Genomic DNA, 19,419 nt, shown 5'->3' with positions numbered 1-19,419 from the left:
CATCATCGCGATCCGCGCACGCGCCGCAGTTCGTCGAAAATCAGCAGCACGGCGCCGATGGTGATCGCGGTATCGGCGAGATTGAACGCCGGCCAGTGCCACGCGTTGACGTGGAAGTCGAGAAAGTCGATCACGTGACCGTACGCGAGGCGATCGATCACGTTGCCGATCGCGCCGCCCATGATGAGCGCGAGCGCCGTGCAGAAAAGCCGTTGTGTGGCGTTCTTCTTGAGCAGATAGCAGATTACGGCCGCCGCCACGACGCCCAGCGCCGTGAACGCCCAGCGCTGCCAGCCGCCCGCCGCCGCGAGGAAGCTGAACGCCGCGCCGCGGTTATAGACGAGCAGCAGGTTGAAGAAGGGCGCGAGCGCGTGAGGCTCGCCGTAGGCGAACACCTTCTGCACCGCGATCTTCGTCAACTGGTCGAACAGGATCACGATCAGCGCGATTCCGAGCCACGGCGCGAGCGATCCACTGGAAGAGCTTTGTTTCGCCATCGTTCTCGTTGCCATTATGCTGCGCCTCGCGTTTCGCCAGCGCCGAAGAGGTTCGAGAAGCAGCGGCCGCACAGCCCCGGATGCTCCGCATGCGAGCCGACGTCCGCGCAGTAGTGCCAGCAGCGCTCGCACTTCATGTAGCTCGATGCCGTCACGTCGACGCCTTCTTCCGCTTCGCTCGCGACCTGCGCGACTTGCGCCTGCGACGTGATGAGCACGAAGCGCAACGCATCGCCGAGACTGGCGAGCGCGTCATAACGCGCGCCGCTTGCCCGGACGACGACTTCCGCCTGCAGCGACGAGCCGATCAGGTTCGCCGTGCGCGCTTCTTCGAGCGCCTTCGTCACGTCGCCGCGAGCGGAGCGGATCAGCGTCCACTTGTCGAGCAGTTCGCCCGCATTCGCGATGTCCGGATACGCGTGGAAGACTTCCGTGAAGATCGTGTCCTGACCGGGCTTCAGCACCTTGTACGCTTCTTCCGCCGTGAACGACAGATACGGCGCGACCAGACGCAGCAAGCCATGCGCGATGTGATACAGCGCGGTCTGCGCGCTGCGGCGCTCGCGCGAAGCGGGCTTCATCGTGTAGAGACGGTCTTTCAGGACGTCGAGATAGAAGCCGCCCAGGTCTTCGGAACAGAAGGTCGCGAGCTTCGCGACGACCGGGTGGAATTCGTACTTCTCGTAGTGCGAGAGCGCGTCGTCCTGCAAGTTGCGCGCGAGCGCGATCGCGTAACGGTCGATCTCGAGCCAGTCCTGCACCGGCACCGCGTCACGGTCGAAGTCGAAATCGGACAGGTTCGCGAGCAGGAAGCGCAACGTATTGCGGATACGGCGATACGTCTCCGTCACGCGTTTCAGAATTTCCTCGGAGATGGCGAGCTCGCCGGAATAATCCGTCGATGCGATCCACAAGCGGATGATTTCCGCGCCGAGGCGGTTCGCCACTTCATGCGGATCGACGCCATTGCCGAGCGACTTCGACATCTTGCGGCCTTCGCCATCGACGGTGAAGCCGTGCGTCAGCAGCGCGTCGTAGGGCGGGCGGCCGTCGAGCATCGACGCGGTGAGCAGCGACGAATGGAACCAGCCGCGATGCTGGTCCGAGCCTTCGAGATACAGGTCGGCGGGGAACTGCAGGTCGTCCTTGTGCGAGCCGCGCAGCACGTGCCAGTGCGTCGTGCCGGAGTCGAACCACACGTCGAGCGTGTCGCGGTTCTTCTCGAACATGTTGGCGTCGTCGCCGAGCAGCTCGCGCGGATCGAGCGATTGCCACGTCTCGATGCCGCCCTGTTCCACGCGCTTCGCTACTTCTTCCAGCAATTCGAGCGTGCGCGGATGCAGCTCGCCGGTTTCCTTGTGCACGAAGAACGCCATCGGCACGCCCCATTGGCGCTGCCGCGAGAGCGTCCAGTCCGGGCGGTTCGCGATCATGCTGTAAAGACGCTGCTTGCCCCACGCCGGGTAGAACGCCGTGTTCTCGACGCCTTCGAGCGCGGTCTCGCGCAGCGTCTGGCCGCCGTCCTTCGGCTTCACGTCCATGCCGGCGAACCACTGCGAAGTCGCGCGATAGATGATCGGCGTCTTGTGACGCCAGCAATGCATATAGCTGTGCGTGTACTTTTCCGTCTTGAGCAGGGACCCGGCATTGTCGAGCGCGCCGACGATTTCCGGATTCGCCTTCCAGATCGACAGCCCGCCGAAGAGCGGCAGCGATTCGATGTAGCGGCCATCCCCCATCACCGGATTGATGATGTCCGAATCCGCCATGCCGTGCGCCTTGCACGACACGAAGTCTTCCACGCCATACGCCGGCGACGAGTGCACGATGCCCGTGCCGCTTTCGGTCGTCACATAGTCGCCGAGATAGACCGGCGACGTGCGCTTGTAGCCCGGATGCGCGGCCGCGAGCGGATGATGGAAGCGCAGGTTGGCGAGCTTCTCGCCGGTCGTCGTCGCGATGACGTCGCCCGGCAGGCCGTAGTTCTGCAGGCACGCTTCGACGCGTTCCTGCGCGAGGATCAGCAGGCCGCGCGGCGTATCGACGAGCGCATACACGATCTCCGGATGCACGTTCAACGCCTGGTTCGCGGGAATGGTCCAGGGCGTCGTCGTCCAGATGACGATGCCGCCTTCGGTCTTCGGCAGCGACGGCAGGCCGAACGCGTGCGCAGTCTTTTCCGGCTCGGCGAACGCGAACAGCACGTCGATGGTCGGATCGGTCTTGTCCTTGTATTCGACTTCCGCCTCGGCCAGCGCCGAGCCGCAATCGAAGCACCAGTTCACCGGCTTCAGGCCGCGAAACACATAGCCCTTTTCCATGATCTTCGCGAGCGCGCGGATTTCACCGGCCTCGTTGACGAAGTTCATGGTCTTGTACGGATTGTCCCAGTCGCCAAGCACGCCGAGACGACGGAAGCCGATCTTCTGCTTCTCGATCTGCTCGCTTGCATAAGCGCGCGCCTTCTGCATCACTTCGGCGGCGGGCAGCGACTTGCCGAACTGCTTTTCGATCTGGATTTCGATCGGCATGCCGTGGCAGTCCCAGCCCGGCACGTAGACCGCGTCGAAGCCCGCGAGATTGCGCGCCTTGACGATCATGTCTTTCAGGATCTTGTTGACGGCGTGACCGAGGTGGATGTCGCCGTTCGCGTACGGCGGGCCGTCGTGCAGGATGAACTTCTTGCGGCCCTTCGAGGCGGCGCGGATCTTCTCGTAGATCTTCTTGTCCTGCCATTCCTTCACCCACGCGGGCTCGCGCTTCGGCAGGTCGCCGCGCATGGGGAAGGGCGTATCGAGCAGATTGACCGGATATTTCGAGGAGGCTTTCTCTTTCTTGTCGCTCATGAGTGACTCAGTGAATTCGGTGAGACGGCGCTTGCAAACGGCGCGCGATGATTCGAAGACGGGGCAGCGGGCGATGCGGCGTGCATCGCGCGCTCACCTAATTCGGTCGGTGGCCGAAATGGCGAAGCCCGTGGCGCGGCTGCCGGCGTTGCTCGCGGGCGGCAGGCCGAAATAGGCGCGCGTGTTGTCGACATCTTTGGCGATGGCGGCGGACAGCGTTTCGAGGTCGATGTACTTTTCCTCGTCGCGCAGCTTCTTGAGGAATTCGACGCGCACGAGCTTGCCGTACGCGTCGCCGTGCCAGTCGAGCACGAAGACTTCGAGAAGAACGCGGCCGGAATCGTCGACGGTCGGGCGAAGGCCGAGACTTGCCACTGCTGGCAGCGGCTCGTCGGCGAGGCCATGCACGCGCACGACGAAGATGCCCGACGCGGCCGGGCGCTTGTGCGCGATCGGCAGATTGAGCGTGGGAAAGCCGAGATCGCGGCCGAGCTTCGCGCCATGCACGACGTGACCGCTAATGACATACGGACGCCCGAGCGCGAGATGCGCGGCGTCGAGATCGCCCGCGACGAGCGACGCCCGCACCGACGACGACGAAATGCGCGCGCCGTTCGGATGCGCAACGGTGGCCATCTGCTCGACTTCGAAGCCGTACTGGTCGCCGGCCGCCTTCAGCGAGGCGAAGTTGCCGGCGCGTTTCGCGCCATAGCAGAAGTCGTCGCCGACCATGACCCAGCGCGCGTGAAGGCCATCGACGATGACGTTCTTCACGAACGTATCCGGCGACTGGCTCGCGAATGTGTGATTGAAATGCTCGACCACCACGCGATCGACGCCATTCGTGCGCAGCGCTTCGAGCTTGTCGCGCAACATCGCGATGCGCGGCGGCGCGCCTGCCGGATTGAAGAACTCGCGCGGATGCGGCTCGAAGGTCATCACGCAGACCGGCAGCCCGCGCGCGTCGGCGGCGGCACGCACGCGCGCAAGCAGCGCCTGGTGGCCGCGATGGACACCGTCGAAGTTGCCGATGGTCAGTGCGCAGGGCGCCCGGCTCTCGGCATTGGGGAGGCCGCGGAAGACTCTCACGATAGGCTTGGTCGGTGGGAGGGCTGATGCCGCAAAGCATTCGATTATAAACGCTCGCACGCGGAGACGGTTCCCGGGCCACGCGGCGGCGCTTACAAGGGCTCGCTGGCGGTTCGCTGTCCTTTGGCACGATTTTCGCCGTCGCCAAATGATAAAATCGGCGGATGAAAAAAATCGTTATTCTGATTTCCGGACGCGGGAGCAACATGGAGGCCGTCGTGCGCGCGTGTGCGCGGGAAGGCTGGCCGGCTCGCGTCGCGGCGGTCGTTTCCAACCGGCCCGATGCCGCCGGACTCGGCTTCGCAGGCGCGAACGGCATCGACACGGCGGTGGTCGATCATCGCGCGTTCGATGACCGCGGCGCATTCGATGCCGCGCTCGCCCGCGAAATCGACCGCTTCGAGCCGGATCTCGTGGTGCTGGCGGGCTTCATGCGCGTGCTCACCGATGCCTTCGTCGAACGCTATGCCGGGCGCATGCTCAATGTCCATCCGTCGCTGCTGCCGTGTTTTCCGGGTCTGCGCACGCATCAGCAGGCGCTCGACGCCGGCGTGCGCGTGCACGGCGCGAGCGTCCATTTCGTGACGCCGACGCTCGATCACGGACCGATCGTCGCGCAGGCCGCGGTGCCGGTCATCGCCGGCGACGATGCCGCCGCGCTCGCCGCGCGCGTGCTCACGGTCGAACACATCATTTACCCGCGCGCGGTGCGCTGGTTCATCGAAGGGCGTCTTGCTATCGAGGGCGAACGTGTCGCCCTCACGCCGTCTGAGCCGCAATGGCTCTTTGCCGACATTGCCGGGGAGGGCGTATGAGGCTGCATGGATTTCTGATTGGTCAAACCGAAACGCTGCTGGCGGACGTGCTGCGTTTCGCCGGTCCCGCTGATGCCGCGACGAGCCGCTTTTTCCGCGCGCATCCGAAGCTGGGTCACGGCGAGCGTGGCGTGATCGCGGAGGCGGTGTTCGCGGTGCTGCGCCGGAAAATGGAGTTTTCGCATCTCGCGGAAAGCGGCGCCGGCAACCAGGCGCGGCGTCTTGCGCTGCTGGGGCTGATGCAGACCGCCGGTCTCAGCGCGCTCAAGCCGCATGTGTCGGCTGACGAGTACCAGTGGTTGTCGCAGGTATCGAAGATCGATCCGGCGAGCCTGCCGGTGCGCGTGCGCACGAATTTGCCGCAGTGGATCTACGAAGCCATGGCGAAGCGCTTCGAGCCGGAAGAACTCGCGCAGCTCGCCGCCGCGCTGAACTATCCCGCACCGCTCGATCTGCGCGCGAATCCCATCAAGGCGACGCGTGAAGCCGCGATCAAGGCGCTGGTCGAAGCGGGCATCGACGCGGGCGAAATGCCGTTCGCGCCGTTCGGCATCCGCGTGGACGGCAAGCCGGCGCTCACGCGGCTGCAGCCGTTCCAGGAAGGCTGGATCGAAGTGCAGGACGAGGGTAGCCAGTTGCTCTGCTCGCTGGTGGCGCCGCGCCGCGGCGAGATGATCGTCGATTTCTGCGCGGGCGCGGGCGGCAAGACGCTGGCGCTCGGCGCGATGATGCGCTCCACCGGCCGGCTGTATGCGTTCGACGTATCCGACCGCCGGCTCGCGAAGCTGAAGCCGCGCCTTGCGCGCAGCGGCTTGTCGAACGTGAACCCGGTGCTGATCGACAGCGAGCATGACGCGAAGATCAAGCGTCTTGCGGGCAAGATCGATCGCGTGCTCGTCGATGCGCCGTGCTCCGGCCTCGGCACGCTGCGCCGCAATCCCGACCTCAAGTGGCGCCAGTCGCCGGCCACGGTCGCCGAGCTGACGCCGAAGCAGTTGTCGATTCTCACGAGCGCCGCGCGCCTCGTGAAGACCGGCGGCCGTCTCGTCTACGCGACCTGCAGCACGCTCGAGGCGGAAAACGAAGGCGTCGTCGCGCAGTTTCTTGCGACGCATCCGAACTTCCGCGTCGTGCCCGCTCGCGACGTGCTCGCCGAGCAGCGCATCGAGCTGGACACCGGCGATTATCTGTCGCTGTGGCCGCACAAGCACGGCACGGACGGCTTTTTCGCCGCCGTGCTCGAACGCGTGCCCGAAGCGAAGCCGCAGAAGCCGGCGAGCGACGACGTCGGGGAACCCAGCGCTTAAGCGCCGATGCAGAGCCGCTTCCTGACGCATCTGTCCGAGCGCCTGTTCCGCGATTTCGGCGAGCCGCAAGCGCTCTGGCAGGTCGCGGCGCTGCTCGGTTTGCTCGCGATCGCGTGGTGGTGCGCGCGCGTGTTGCGCAAGAAGCTCGACGCGCGCCGCCAGTCGCGCTTCGAAGCGGTGCGATTCGGCGCGGAAAGCCTCAACAAGGCGCTCTTTCCGCTCCTCGGGATGGTCTTCGTGGCCATCGCGCAACTGGCGCTGGCGCCGTTCATCCACACGGCGCTGTTGCGGCTCGCGCTGGTGCCGCTGTGCGGCATCACCGTCATCTACATGATGTTCTATGCCGTGCGCCGTGTGTTCCGCACGAGCGGCGGCGAGAGCGGGCACGAAGCGCATGCGTTGCTCTTCGTGTTCGAAAAGCTTGTCACGGTGCTCGTCTGGCTCGCCATGCTGCTCACGGTGATGGGCATTCAGGACGACGTGGTGCGCTGGATGGCGAGCGTGCGCTTCAATTTCGCCAACGCGCACATGACGCTGCTCTCGCTCGCTTCGGGCGTGCTGTGGGTCTGCGTGACGCTGATCGGCGCGATGTGGGCCGGCGCGCTCATCGACGAACGCCTGATGCGCGCCCGCTCGCTCGATGCGAATCTCAAGGTGGTGCTGGCGCGCGTCGCGCGGGCGCTGATGATTCTCGCGGCGATTCTCGTCAGCCTGTCGATCGTCGGCATCGACGTGACGGTGCTGGGCGTGTTCGGCGGCGCGCTCGGCGTGGGCCTCGGCTTCGGCTTGCAGAAGATCGCGAGCAACTACGTATCGGGATTCATCATCCTGCTCGACCGGTCGTTGCGGCTCGGCGACATGATCAGCGTGAGCGGCTCGCAGGGCACCGTCACGCAGATTCGCACGCGATACACAGTCGTGCGCGGACTCGACGGCATCGAAACATTGATTCCGAACGAAAAGCTCATCACCGATGTCGTACAGAATCACTCCTCGTATCTGACGCGGGGGAACGCGAAGATCGCCGTGCAGGTCAGTTATCAGAGCGACGTGGAACGCGCGATGCAATTGCTCGTCGAAGCAACGGAGGGTGTCGAGCGCGTGCTGCAGAACCCGGCTCCCGCCGCGCTGCTCGCGAGCTTCGGCGCGGACGGCATTAATCTGGAGCTGAGTTTCTGGATCGAGGATGCAGCCAAGGGGACCGGCGGCGTTAAGTCGCAAGTCAACCGGCGCGTTTGGCGGTTATTCTCGGAGAACGGAATTTCGATTCCGCATGCGCAGCGAGAAGTCAGAATCGTCCAAGGCGCGACGGTCGATTCGGTCGGAATGACCGAATCGCGGCAAGTTGACGGCGCGCAAGCGCCGCGAAGCGCCCTCTGACCGATGCCGTGAGCGTCATTCCTTCCGGTTCCGTAAGGAATCGAACGGAAAGGCGGGCGTGAGATTTTTCTCGTTTGTCGCGGATTCAAAAAAATCCACCTTTACGACAAAGACTTGGAACGACTGCAGTAGAATGCGATCGAACTCGCGCGCACACCTTTCACGTGCCCGACAAGCCGGCCGCCTCGCGTTTCGGATTCACTTCGGAACAGTTTCAACCGGCCATTTTTCCCGAATTTCACAGCTACACAGGTAAACTGCCTTGCTGAATTCTTCCCTCGAATTTCTCGCCAACGGATTGCTCGACTTTTCTTGGTGGCAGATTCTGCTGTTCACGCTCGCGATGACGCACGTCACCATCGCCGGCGTCACCATCTATTTGCATCGCTGCCAGGCGCACCGCGCGCTGGACCTGCATCCCGTCGCAAGCCATTTCTTCCGGTTCTGGCTGTGGATGACCACGGGCATGCTGACCGGCCAATGGGCGGCGATCCACCGTAAACACCACGCGAAGTGCGAGACCGAAGAAGATCCGCACAGCCCGCAGACGCGCGGCATCTGGAAGGTGCTGCTCGAAGGCGCGGAACTGTATCGCGCGGAAGCGAAAAACGAAGAGACGCTGCGCCGCTTTAGTCACGGCACGCCGAACGACTGGCTGGAGCGCAACGTCTACACGCGCTATCCGATTCTCGGCATCAGCATCATGATGGTCATCGACGTCGCGCTGTTCGGCATCGTCGGTCTGTCGGTGTGGGCCGTGCAGATGATCTGGATTCCGTTCTGGGCGGCGGGCGTCGTCAACGGTCTCGCGCATTTCTGGGGCTATCGCAACTTCAATTCGGCCGACGCGAGCACGAACATCTTCCCGCTCGGCATCCTGATCGGCGGCGAAGAGCTGCATAACAACCACCACACGTACGCGACGTCGGCGAAGCTGTCGAGCAAGTGGTATGAGTTCGATATCGGCTGGATGTACATCCGCATTCTGTCGGCGATCGGCCTTGCGAAGGTGAAGAAGCTCGCGCCCACGCCGCGTCTGTCGGAAAGCAAGGCTGTGGTGGATCACGACACGCTGCAGGCCGTGCTGGCGAACCGCTACGAAGTGATGGCGCGCTACGGCAAGGCCCTCAAGCACGCCTACGCGCAGGAACTGGCGAAGCTGAAGGAAGCCGGCGCACGCGAGAAGTACCAACTGATGCGCGGCGCGCGTAAGTGGTTCCACAAGGAAGAAGACGGCCTGAACGAACCGCAGCGCCAGCAACTGCCGGAACTGTTCTCCGACAATCAGAAGCTGCGCACGTACATCGAACTGCGCAAGGACCTGGCGGCGATGTGGGACCGCTCCAACGCATCGCGCGAGCAACTGCTGGCTCAGTTGCAGGACTGGTGCCATCGCGCGGAACAGAGCGGCATCAAGGCGCTGCAGGATTTCGCGCTGCGTCTGCGTCGCTACGCTTTGTGAGCAATATCCGCTAAGATTTAAAGACGTCACAAGACCCCGCTCTGGCGGGGTCTTTGTTTTTGTGCGGCGGATTTCGCGTTGTTTTTTGCTCGAAGGGCGGGACAGGGGACATGGAAGCGATCAGGAGCGTCGAGTACGACCGGCCGCAAGGCCTGACGTGCGGAGTGGGCGAGGCGTGGGCGAGAGTGCCGAACGCGCCGTCGCCGGAAGAGAAACGGGCGTTGAAGGAGCGCATTCGTGCGCTTCTGAAGCGCGAAGAGGCGGTGCTGGTGGCGCACTATTACGTCGATGCCGAGCTTCAGGAGCTCGCCGACGAAACGGGCGGCTGCGTCGCCGATTCGCTCGAAATGGCGCGCTTCGGCCGCGACCATGCCGCGAAGACGCTGGTCGTCGCGGGCGTGCGCTTCATGGGCGAGACGGCCAAGATTCTGAGCCCCGCCAAGCGCGTGCTGATGCCCGACCTCGACGCGACCTGCTCGCTCGATCTCGGCTGCCCCGCCGACGAATTCTCCGCTTTCTGCGATGCCCATCCGGACCGCACCGTCGTCGTCTACGCGAACACGAGCGCGGCGGTGAAGGCGCGGGCCGACTGGATGGTGACGTCGTCGATCGGTCTGGAAATCGTTGCGGATTTGCACGCGCGTGGTGAGAAGATTCTGTGGGCGCCGGACCGGCATCTCGGCGGCTACATTCAGAAAAAGACCGGCGCGGACATGTTGCTGTGGCAGGGCTCGTGTCTCGTGCATGACGAGTTCAAGGGCGTCGAACTGGATCTTTTGCGCGCCGAGTATCCGGACGCGAAGATTCTCGTGCATCCGGAATCGCCGGAAGCGGTCGTGCGGCTGGCCGATGTCGTCGGCTCGACCACGCAACTGATCGACGCCGCCGTACGGCTCGATGCGAAACGCTTCATCGTCGCGACGGACCTGGGCATCCTGCACAAGATGCGGCTCGCCGCGCCCGGCAAGACGTTCATCGAGGCCCCGACGGCCGGCAACAGCGCGACGTGCAAGAGCTGCGCGCATTGTCCGTGGATGGCGATGAACGGCCTCGCCAATCTTGCCGACGTGCTCGAACGCGGCCACAACGAGATTCACGTCGATGCCGCAATCGGCGAACGGGCGCGCGTGCCGATCGACCGGATGCTCGATTTCGCCGCACGCCACAAGAAGCGCGTGCAGACGAGCGGCGATCTGGCGAAGGACGCCGCGCTGTTCACGAACGTCGGAGCCGCGTGATGTCGATATTCGAAGAAGTCCGCGCCCAGTACGGCGAAGCATTCGACGCGGCGCTTTCGCGCAATGTCGCCGATGCGCTCGCGGAAGACATCGGCAGCGGCGACGTCACCGGCCGTCTCGTGCCCGCCGACGCGCGGCGCACGGCGCGCATCCTCGTGCGAGAGGACGCGGTGCTGTGCGGCGTGCCGTGGTTCATCGAAGTGATGCGGCGGGTCGATCCGTCGATCGAGATGGAATGGCATTACAAGGAAGGGCAGCGCATGGCGGCCGATACGCCCGTCGTCCTTCTGCACGGTCCGGCGCGTGCGCTGCTGACCGCCGAGCGCAACGGCCTCAACTTCCTGCAGCTGCTTTCGGGCGTGGCGAGCGCGACGCGCCGTTATGTCGATGCGATAGAAGGCACGCGCGCGCGCATCCTCGATACGCGCAAGACGCTGCCGGGCTTGCGGCTCGCGCAGAAATACGCCGTGCGCGTGGGCGGCGGAGCGAATCAGCGGCTCGCGCTGTATGACGGCATTCTGATCAAGGAAAATCACATCGCGGCGGCGGGCGGCGTCGGCGAGGCAATGGATGCGGCGCTCGCCCTGAACGCCGGCGTACCGATTCAGATCGAAGTCGAAACGCTTGCGCAGCTCGAAACGGCGCTGGCGCATCGCGCGGAATCCGTTCTGCTCGATAACTTCGCGCTCGACGCCATGCGCGACGCCGTGCGCATCACGGCAGGCCGCGCGTTGCTGGAAGTATCGGGCGGCGTGAATTTCGACACCGTGCGCGCGATCGCGGAAACGGGCGTCGACCGCATCTCGATCGGCGCGCTCACGAAAGACGTGCGCGCCACCGACTTTTCGATGCGCATTCTCTAGCGTCCGTCAGACGCCGCGCCGCCGCTTCGGTGGCGGCATCAGCACGGTCGGCAGCGCTTTCGGCAGGGTGCCGGGCCAGTCGCGGCTGAAGTGCAGGCCGCGGCTTTCGCGCCGCGTGCAGGCGCTCTCGACGATCAGCGACGCCACGTCGACCAGATTGCGCAGTTCGAGCAGATCGCGGCTCACCTTGAAGTTCGCGTAGTACTCGTGGATCTCGTCGCGCAGCAGCGCAATCCGGTGTTGCGCACGCGCGAGCCGCTTGTCCGTGCGCACGATGCCGACGTAATTCCACATGAGCCGCCGCAACTCGTCCCAGTTGTGCGCGACGACGACTTCCTCGTCCGGGTCCGACACGCGGCTCTCGTCCCAGTCGGGCAACTCGGCGTGGCAGCCGGAGGAGAAGCCGTCGGCTTCGATGGCGCTGGCCGCCGCGCGTCCGATCACGATGCATTCGAGCAGCGAATTGCTCGCGAGCCGGTTCGCGCCATGCAAACCGGTGCAGGCGGTTTCACCGACCGCATACAGCCCCGGCCGGTCCGTGCGCCCGGCCAGATCGGTGACGATGCCGCCGCATGTGTAATGTGCGGCGGGCACGACCGGAATCGGCTCCTTCGCGATGTCGATGCCAAATTCGCGGCAGCGCGCGAGGATCGTCGGGAAATGTTCTTCGAGGAATGCACGCGGCTGGTGGCTGATGTCCAGATACACGCAGTCGATCCCGCGCTTCTTGATTTCGAAGTCGATTGCCCGCGCGACGATATCGCGGGGCGCGAGTTCGGCGCGTTCGTCGTGTTCGGGCATGAAGCGCGTGCCGTCCGGCAGACGCAGGATGCCGCCTTCGCCGCGCACCGCTTCGGAGATGAGAAACGACTTCGCGTACGGATGGAACAGGCACGTCGGATGGAACTGGATGAACTCCATGTTCCCGACACGGCAGCCCGCGCGCCACGCCATCGCGATGCCGTCGCCGGTGGCGGTGTCGGGATTGGTCGTGTAGAGATAGACCTTGCCCGCGCCGCCCGTCGCCAGCACCGTATGCGGCGCCTGGATCGTCACGGTCCGGCCGCTTTTCAGGTCGAGCGCATAGAGACCGTGGCAACGATGGCCGGGCATTCCAAGCCGGTCGGACGTGATGAGGTCGATCGCGTAGTGATCTTCGAGAACGGTGATGTTCGGATGATTGCGCACGCGCTCGTTGAGCGTCGTGACGACGGCGTGGCCCGTCGCGTCGGCGGCGTGAATGATGCGGCGGTGACTATGACCGCCTTCGCGCGTCAGATGAAACCCGAGTTCCGCGGAGCTATCGCGGGTGAAGGGGACGCCCGCATTGATCAGCCATTCGATCGCCGCGCGCCCGTTCTCGACGATGAAGCGCGTCGCGGCTTCGTCGCACAGGCCGCCGCCCGCGATAAGCGTATCGGCGACATGATTGTCGATACTGTCGGCCGAATCCAGCACCGCCGCGATGCCGCCCTGAGCCCAGTCGCTGGCGCCCTCGCTCACCGGGCGTTTCGCGACAATCGCGACGCGCCGCGTCTCGGCCAGGTTCAGCGCGACGCTCAGTCCCGCGAGGCCGCTTCCTACGATCGCTACATCGAAATTCATGCTGCCGCGTCTCCGTTCCCGTGCTTGCCTAGCCGGCAAGCATAACGCGCGGTGTGCGGCACGAACAACGAAAACCCGCGCACGGGCGTGTGAAAAGCGTGTGAAAACGCGAAATATCGGGCCGAAACGCAGAAAGCCCCGCATGGGCGGGGCTTTCCGGTGTCTTCGTCAAGGACTCGAGATCAAGATTTACTTGATCTTGGTTTCCTTGTAGTCAACATGCTTGCGGGCGACGGGATCGAACTTCTTGATCAGCATCTTTTCCGGCATGTTGCGCTTGTTCTTGGTCGTCGTGTAGAAGTGACCCGTGCCTGCGGTCGACTCCAGCTTGATCTTGTCGCGTGCGCCTTTGGCCATGTGCGTGCTCCTTAGATTTCACCGCGTGCGCGCAAGTCTGCGAGCACGGCGTCAATACCGTTCTTGTCGATCAGGCGCAGGCCGGCGTTCGAGACGCGCAGACGCACCCAGCGGTTTTCGCTTTCAACGAAGAAACGGCGGTTCTGCAGGTTCGGCAGGAAACGACGCTTGGTCCGGTTGTTTGCGTGGGAAACGTTGTTGCCCGACATCGGGCCTTTCCCAGTTACTTGGCATACGCGTGCCATGGTGACACTCCTAATACACGTTGAGTCTGAATCGAACGCTCGAATGAAGGAGAATTCCTTCGTCGATGCCTCTAATCGCCCAATTTGCCGATCGGGGACTTGGCAGCACGGTTATGCCAATGAGGACTGCGTGGATCAGAACAGGCGGGTTGAAAAAAGCAAACGAGGATTCTAGCAGGAAAAACAGTGCGTTATCAAGATTTTCTGGTCCGGGCGCGCCTGTGTTTGGAGCGTCACAGCCAGCCCTCGCGCGCGAACGAAAAAATGTCATTGGACGCGACGACCATATGATCCAGCAGCTTGACGTCGATGAGTGCGAGGGCATCCTGCAGCGTGCGCGTGAGCTTGCGGTCGCTGCCGCTGGGCTCGACGCCGCCCGACGGATGATTATGCGCGACGATCAGCCCCGCCGCATTGAATGCAAGTGCGCGCTTGACGATCTCGCGCGGATAAACCGCCACCCGCGTCAGCGACCCTTGCGCCTCCTCGCAGATATCCAGTAGTTGATGACGCGCGTCCAGATAGATGCAGATGAACACTTCGTTCGTCCGCGTGCCGATTTTCAGGCGCAGGAAGTCTTCCACCGCGCCGGGCGAATTGAGGAGCATGCGGTCGCGCGCCTTCTCGGCGAGCGCCCGGCGGCACATTTCGGACACGGCGAGCAGCGTCGCGGCGCGCGCTTCGCCGACGCCGCGCTCGTCCTGCAAATCGGACGCGGACGCATCCAGCACCGCGCGCAGTGAGCCAAATCGTCGCAGCAGCGCGCGCGCTACGTCGACGGCGGTCAGGCCCGGCACGCCCGTCCGCAGGAAAAGCGCGAGCAGTTCGGCGTCGGAGAGCGTGGCTGGTCCGGCCTTGAGCAGACGCTCGCGCGGCCGGTCGGCCTCGTCCCATTCGGGAATCGACAGTGAGCGCAGCCGCTCCTGCACGATTGCATCGACGGGCGCGGGCAGCGGAAGGGCGGCTGTCATCGCACGCTCCGTACAAGCAAACTTGCGAGGCGCGCCGCACGAACGCCGCGTGCGCCCGTCACGACGTTACGCAACTCTGTCTTACAATAGCGGTTTTGGCGCTCGTTCCGACGATGCGCCCCGCGGTTCGCAGCTTCGTGCCGAAGAGCCGCCGCTCGCCCGGCGCACGCCGCGCTTCTCACTGAACCGCCACATCCAATACTCATGAGCATCATCGATATCTCCGAGGTGAAACCCGGTTCCCACGTCACGCTTCATTACCGGCTCGCACTGGCCGATGGTGCCGACATCGTGAATACCTTCACCGAAAAGCCCGCGACGCTCCTCCTGGGCGCGGGCCAGCTCGCGCCGCCGCTCGAAGAAATTCTGCTGGGATTGAAGGTCGGCCACCATTCGACCTTTCAGCTAACGCCCGAGCAGGCGTTCGGGCCGCGCAATCCGGAACTGGTGCAGCGCGTGTCGCTTGCGACGCTGCGCGAAAACAGCATGATCGGCGAGGATTTTTCTCCGGGCGATCTCGTCGAATTCAACGCGCCCAACGGCGGGCGCTACGCCGGCGTGCTCAAGGAAGTGGGCGAGACGTCGGCGCTGTTCGACTTCAATCACCCGCTCGCCGGCCAGGCGCTGGCCTTCGAAGTGAAAATCATCGGAATTCTGTAGCCATGAGCCTGACCGAAAGCCTCAACGACATCGAAACCGACCTCGAAATCCTGCTCGCCCAGCCGCGCGGGTTCTGTGCGGGCGTCGATCGCGCCATCGAGATCGTCGAGCGGGCCATCAAGCTGTTCGGCGCGCCGATCTACGTCAGGCACGAAATCGTCCATAACGCCTATGTCGTCGCGGATTTGCGCAAGAAGGGCGCGATCTTCATCGAGGAACTGACGGACGTGCCCGAGGGCAGCACGCTGATTTTCAGCGCGCACGGGGTATCGAAGGCAGTGCGCGCCGAGGCCGAAGCGCGCGGTCTGCGTGTGTTCGACGCCACGTGTCCGCTCGTGACCAAGGTGCACATGGAGGTCGCGAAGATGCGCCAGGAAGGCTTCGATATCGTGATGATCGGCCACAAGGGCCATCCGGAAGTCGAAGGCACGATGGGGCAGTCGGGCGAAGGCATGCATCTCGTCGAAGATATCGACGACGTGCAGAAGCTCGACTTGCGCGATCCGAACCGCATCGCCTATGTCACGCAGACGACGCTTTCCGTCGACGATGCCTCCGCCATCATCGATGCGCTGAAGCGCAAGTATCCGAGCGTCAAGGAACCGAAGAAGCAGGACATCTGTTACGCGACGCAGAATCGCCAGGACGCGGTGAAGTTTCTTGCGCCGCAGTGCGATGTGGTGATCGTGGTCGGCAGCCCGAACAGCTCGAATTCGAGCCGCCTGCGGGAAGTGGCGGAGCGCAGCGGCATTCCCGCTTATATGGTGGACTCGCCTGCCCAGATCGATCCGGCGTGGCTGAAGGGGAAGAAGCGCATCGGCGTGACGGCGGGAGCATCCGCGCCGGAAGTGCTGGCTCAGGCGGTCATCGAACGGCTGCGGGAACTTGGCGTGCGCAGCGTGCGGTCGCTCGAAGGCATCGAAGAAACGATTTCCTTCCCGCTGCCGCGCGGTTTGTCCCTGCCGCAGTAATTAGACGGATTCCTCGAAAAGCGCCTCCGGGCGCTTTTTTTTCGTCCTGTGCTTCGTACCGCGACGGGCTTCATTGAACAGGATGCACCAATCTGGACCACTTCGCGACTCAAGTTTTTGAGGCTCGCTGTAGGCCCACTGCTGAAGTGGTGCAACTACTGCACAACGGTGGATCGCAACCCGGTTGCGCTTTTGCTGCGAAACAGCCCGAAAATGCGGGTTGCAATGCTGGAAAACCCCGCCACGCAAGAATATTGCTCGTCTCATATTTGGCGTTACAATTCGCGCGTCTTGAGTCCCAAGGGGCTTTGGTAACCGTTTTGAAAGCCGCAGGAGACCTATTTGATGCGATTCAAGTTTGCTCACGCCGTGTCCATCGCGGCTGCGGTTGCAATGGCAACTGCATGCGGCAAGAAGGACGAAGGCGGAGCGGGCGGAGCAGCGTCGGCGGCCAGCGCCGCTGTCGCGCCGGCGGCAGCCGTGGCGCCCGCGAGCGAGGCGACGATCGTCAGGATCGGTCATGTCGCGCCGCTCACCGGCACTCAGGCGCATCTCGGCAAGGACAATGAAAACGGCGCGCGGCTCGCGCTGGAAGAAATCAGCAGTCAGGGTCTGACGATCGACGGTCGCGCCATCCGCCTTCAGCTCGACAGCCAGGACGATGCCGCCGATCCGCGCACCGGCGAGGAAGCCGCGCAGCGCCTCATCGATGACCATGTGGTCGCCGTGATCGGACATTTGAATTCGGGCGTGTCGATTCCGGCGTCGAAGATTTATAGCGATGCGGGCATCGCGCAGATCTCGCCCTCGACGACGAACCCGCAGTACACGAAGCAAGGCTACAAGACGACGTTCCGCGTCGTGGCCACCGACGCGCAGCAGGGCCCCGTGCTGGCCGGCTACGCGATGAAGACGCTGCATGCGAAGAAAGTCGTGATCGTCGATGACGCCAGCGCCTACGGCCGCGGCCTCGCGGACGAGTTCGCAAAGACGGTTCAGGCAGGCGGGATAAAGATTGCGGCGCGCGAGTCGACAACCGAGAAGGCGCGCAATTTCAAGGCGATCATCACGAAGATCAAGCGCGTGCAGCCCGACGTGGTGATGTACGGCGGCATGGACGTGACGGGCGGCCCGTTCGCGAAGGAAGCCGCGGCGCTTGGCGTGAAGGCGAAGATTCTGGCGGGCGACGGCGTCTGCACGCAGCAGTTGCCGGAGCTGGCGGGCGACGCGGTGCAGAACGTCGTCTGCACGGAAGCCGGGCCCGCGCTCTCGAAGATGGACAAGGGGGCGGACTTCGCGCAGAAGTACGAAGCACGTTTTCACACGCCGGTGCAGATTTACGCGCCGTTCACGTATGACGCGATGTACGTGATCGTCGATGCAATGAAGCGCGCCAATTCCATCGAAGCGGGCAAGGTGCTCGCGGCGATGGCCACGACGGATTTCAACGGTCTGACGGGGCATATCGCGTTTGACGATAAAGGCGATCTGAAGGCGGGCACCATCACGCTTTACGACTTCAAGGACAAAAAGAAGGAAGTGCTCGACGTCGTCAAGCAGTAGCAGCAGGCGTTTGCAGTCTTGCGGCGCCTTATCGACAGCGCCGTTTCGTATCCGTCTGCCGGAAGCCCGCACCTATCCGGCGGCGGGCCGAACGGCAGGCGATTAACCCTTACCGGTTTTTTTCAAAAGTACGCGCAGTGCTGCTCCAGATTTCGCTTCACACCGGTTTATCGGCCGGTGATAAAGGCGTGATCTGGTCGCACGGGGCTAAGGAGCTTTTAATGGATATTTTCATCCAGCAGATCATCAACGGTCTGGTGCTTGGCAGCGTCTACGCCATCATCGCTCTGGGCTATACGATGGTGTACGGGATTCTCGGCATCATCAACTTCGCGCACGGCGACGTGCTGATGGTGGGCGCGATGGTCGCCCTGTCAGCGATAGGCGTCATGCAGAACCACTTTCCATCGATGCCCGGGCCGATCATGCTGACGATCGCGCTCGTGATTGCCGCGGTTGTTTGCGCGGTCGTGGGTTATACGATCGAGAAAGTCGCGTACCGGCCGCTGCGCAAGGCGCCGCGTCTCGCGCCGCTGATCACCGCCATCGGCGTGTCGATTCTGTTGCAGACCATCGCGATGATGATCTGGGGCCGCAATCCGCTCGCGTTCCCGCAGCTTCTGCCGACCGATCCGATCAACGTGATCACCGCCGGCGAGAACAACCCGGGCGCCGTGATCTCGATGACGGAAATCGTCATCATCGTGGTCGCGTTCCTCGTGATGGCCGGTCTCCTCCTGCTCGTGCACAAGACCAAGCTCGGCCGTGCAATGCGCGCGATCGCCGAGAACCCCGGCGTCGCATCGCTGATGGGCGTGAATCCGAACTTCGTGATTTCCGCGACCTTCATGATCGGTTCCGCGCTCGCCGCGCTCGCCGGCGTGATGATCGCGTCGGAATACGGCAACGCGCACTTCTACATGGGCTTCATCCCCGGCCTGAAGGCGTTCACGGCGGCGGTGCTGGGCGGTATCGGCAATCTGGGCGGCGCGATGGTCGGCGGCGTGCTGCTCGGCTTGATCGAGCAATTGGGCGCCGGTTACATCGGCAATCTGACGGGCGGCGTCTTCGGCAGTAACTATCAGGACGTGTTCGCCTTCATCGTGCTGATCATCGTGCTCGTGTTCCGTCCGTCGGGTCTGCTCGGCGAACGTGTCGCGGATCGCGCTTAAAGACCGTGTGAGGAGCTGAATAAAATGACATCGATTCAACCGATTGAGCCGTCGACGACGCTCATCCCCGAGAAGAACACGACGAAGACGCTCGTCGTCGGCGTTCTGACCGCCGTGTTCGTGATCGCAGCGCCGATGGTGATCGGCGCGGCCGGCGGCAACTACTGGGTCCGCGTGCTCGACTTCGCGATGCTCTACGTGATGCTGGCGCTCGGTCTCAACGTGGTGGTCGGCTTCGCCGGCCTGCTCGACCTGGGCTATATCGCGTTCTACGCGGTCGGCGCGTACACGGCGGCGCTGCTGTCGTCGCCGCAGCTCACGTCGCAGTTCGAATGGATCGCGCACCTCGCGCCGGGCGGCCTGCACGTGCCGTTCCTT

General features: G+C 63.8%; 18 protein-coding genes. 11 read left to right on the top strand and 7 right to left on the bottom strand.

Going from position 1 to position 19,419, the window contains the following annotated elements:
• Nucleotides 1-2: 2 nt before the first annotated feature.
• The 3 genes from lspA to BG57_RS22195 all read right to left on the bottom strand — a co-directional run bounded on the left by lspA (nucleotide 3) and on the right by BG57_RS22195 (nucleotide 4,432).
• The gene (lspA, locus tag BG57_RS22205; protein ID WP_371875833.1) at nucleotides 3-497 is read right to left on the bottom strand and encodes a signal peptidase II; all 495 of its coding nucleotides are present in this window, start codon (nucleotides 495-497) and stop codon (nucleotides 3-5) included.
• Between the two features lie 14 nt (nucleotides 498-511).
• Entirely contained in the window at nucleotides 512-3,343 is a 2,832-nt protein-coding gene (gene ileS, locus BG57_RS22200; RefSeq protein ID WP_035968116.1) for an isoleucine--tRNA ligase, read from the bottom strand.
• A gap of 93 nt (nucleotides 3,344-3,436) precedes the next feature.
• Nucleotides 3,437-4,432, bottom strand: coding sequence for a bifunctional riboflavin kinase/FAD synthetase (locus BG57_RS22195; protein ID WP_035968114.1), 996 nt, complete (start codon nucleotides 4,430-4,432; stop codon nucleotides 3,437-3,439).
• 164 nt (nucleotides 4,433-4,596) lie between these two features.
• Here BG57_RS22195 and purN point away from each other — a divergent pair, with 164 nt between their 5' ends.
• The 6 genes from purN to nadC all read left to right on the top strand — a co-directional run bounded on the left by purN (nucleotide 4,597) and on the right by nadC (nucleotide 11,497).
• Entirely contained in the window at nucleotides 4,597-5,247 is a 651-nt protein-coding gene (gene purN / locus BG57_RS22190; RefSeq protein WP_035968111.1) for a phosphoribosylglycinamide formyltransferase, read from the top strand.
• A complete protein-coding gene (locus tag BG57_RS22185) occupies nucleotides 5,244-6,554 on the top strand; it encodes an RsmB/NOP family class I SAM-dependent RNA methyltransferase (RefSeq protein ID WP_035968109.1) in 1,311 nt (436 codons plus the stop codon). Before purN ends, BG57_RS22185 begins: the two co-directional genes overlap by 4 nt.
• Before the next feature lie 6 nt (nucleotides 6,555-6,560).
• Nucleotides 6,561-7,934 carry a mechanosensitive ion channel family protein gene (locus BG57_RS22180; protein ID WP_035968106.1) on the top strand — a complete coding sequence of 458 codons (1,374 nt, stop codon included), beginning with the start codon at nucleotides 6,561-6,563 and terminating at the stop codon, nucleotides 7,932-7,934.
• A 262-nt stretch (nucleotides 7,935-8,196) separates the two neighbouring features.
• Nucleotides 8,197-9,396, top strand: a complete 1,200-nt coding sequence (locus tag BG57_RS22175) for a DesA family fatty acid desaturase (RefSeq protein WP_035968105.1) — start codon at nucleotides 8,197-8,199, stop codon at nucleotides 9,394-9,396.
• 110 nt (nucleotides 9,397-9,506) lie between these two features.
• Nucleotides 9,507-10,634, top strand: coding sequence for a quinolinate synthase NadA (nadA, locus tag BG57_RS22170; RefSeq protein WP_035968103.1), 1,128 nt, complete (start codon nucleotides 9,507-9,509; stop codon nucleotides 10,632-10,634).
• The gene (gene nadC, locus BG57_RS22165) at nucleotides 10,634-11,497 is read left to right on the top strand and encodes a carboxylating nicotinate-nucleotide diphosphorylase (protein ID WP_035968100.1); all 864 of its coding nucleotides are present in this window, start codon (nucleotides 10,634-10,636) and stop codon (nucleotides 11,495-11,497) included. The genes nadA and nadC overlap by 1 nt, the downstream gene beginning before the upstream one ends.
• 6 nt (nucleotides 11,498-11,503) lie before the next feature.
• Here the strand turns inward: nadC and nadB are convergent, their stop codons facing one another.
• The 4 genes from nadB to radC all read right to left on the bottom strand — a co-directional run bounded on the left by nadB (nucleotide 11,504) and on the right by radC (nucleotide 14,675).
• The gene (nadB, locus tag BG57_RS22160; protein WP_035968096.1) at nucleotides 11,504-13,102 is read right to left on the bottom strand and encodes an L-aspartate oxidase; all 1,599 of its coding nucleotides are present in this window, start codon (nucleotides 13,100-13,102) and stop codon (nucleotides 11,504-11,506) included.
• 189 nt (nucleotides 13,103-13,291) lie between these two features.
• Nucleotides 13,292-13,459 (bottom strand): 50S ribosomal protein L33, encoded by a 168-nt coding sequence (gene rpmG, locus BG57_RS22155; protein WP_014190626.1) that lies wholly within the window; start codon nucleotides 13,457-13,459, stop codon nucleotides 13,292-13,294.
• A gap of 11 nt (nucleotides 13,460-13,470) precedes the next feature.
• Nucleotides 13,471-13,704 carry a 50S ribosomal protein L28 gene (rpmB, locus tag BG57_RS22150; RefSeq protein WP_035968094.1) on the bottom strand — a complete coding sequence of 78 codons (234 nt, stop codon included), beginning with the start codon at nucleotides 13,702-13,704 and terminating at the stop codon, nucleotides 13,471-13,473.
• A 233-nt stretch (nucleotides 13,705-13,937) separates the two neighbouring features.
• Nucleotides 13,938-14,675 carry a RadC family protein gene (gene radC / locus BG57_RS22145; RefSeq protein WP_035968093.1) on the bottom strand — a complete coding sequence of 246 codons (738 nt, stop codon included), beginning with the start codon at nucleotides 14,673-14,675 and terminating at the stop codon, nucleotides 13,938-13,940.
• Between the two features lie 204 nt (nucleotides 14,676-14,879).
• On the opposite strand from radC, the gene BG57_RS22140 reads away from it, so the two are divergent.
• From BG57_RS22140 to BG57_RS22120, 5 genes are all read left to right on the top strand, one after another.
• A complete protein-coding gene (locus BG57_RS22140; RefSeq protein ID WP_035968092.1) occupies nucleotides 14,880-15,335 on the top strand; it encodes an FKBP-type peptidyl-prolyl cis-trans isomerase in 456 nt (151 codons plus the stop codon).
• 2 nt (nucleotides 15,336-15,337) lie between these two features.
• A complete protein-coding gene (ispH, locus tag BG57_RS22135) occupies nucleotides 15,338-16,306 on the top strand; it encodes a 4-hydroxy-3-methylbut-2-enyl diphosphate reductase (RefSeq protein WP_035968091.1) in 969 nt (322 codons plus the stop codon).
• Between the two features lie 345 nt (nucleotides 16,307-16,651).
• Nucleotides 16,652-17,869, top strand: a complete 1,218-nt coding sequence (locus BG57_RS22130) for a branched-chain amino acid ABC transporter substrate-binding protein (protein ID WP_035968090.1) — start codon at nucleotides 16,652-16,654, stop codon at nucleotides 17,867-17,869.
• Between the two features lie 221 nt (nucleotides 17,870-18,090).
• Nucleotides 18,091-19,041: a branched-chain amino acid ABC transporter permease gene (locus tag BG57_RS22125; RefSeq protein WP_035968088.1), complete on the top strand. Its 951-nt coding sequence runs from the start codon at nucleotides 18,091-18,093 to the stop codon at nucleotides 19,039-19,041.
• Between the two features lie 24 nt (nucleotides 19,042-19,065).
• Nucleotides 19,066-19,419, top strand: a 354-nt coding sequence (locus tag BG57_RS22120; RefSeq protein WP_035968084.1) for an ABC transporter permease subunit, incomplete at its 3' end; no start/stop codon positions are given.

Origin of the sequence: Caballeronia grimmiae, assembly GCF_000698555.1 — a bacterium.
Lineage (GTDB): Bacteria > Pseudomonadota > Gammaproteobacteria > Burkholderiales > Burkholderiaceae > Caballeronia > Caballeronia grimmiae.
The sequence above is the reverse complement of the archived record's forward strand: the minus strand, read 5'-3'. Positions and strand labels throughout refer to the sequence as shown.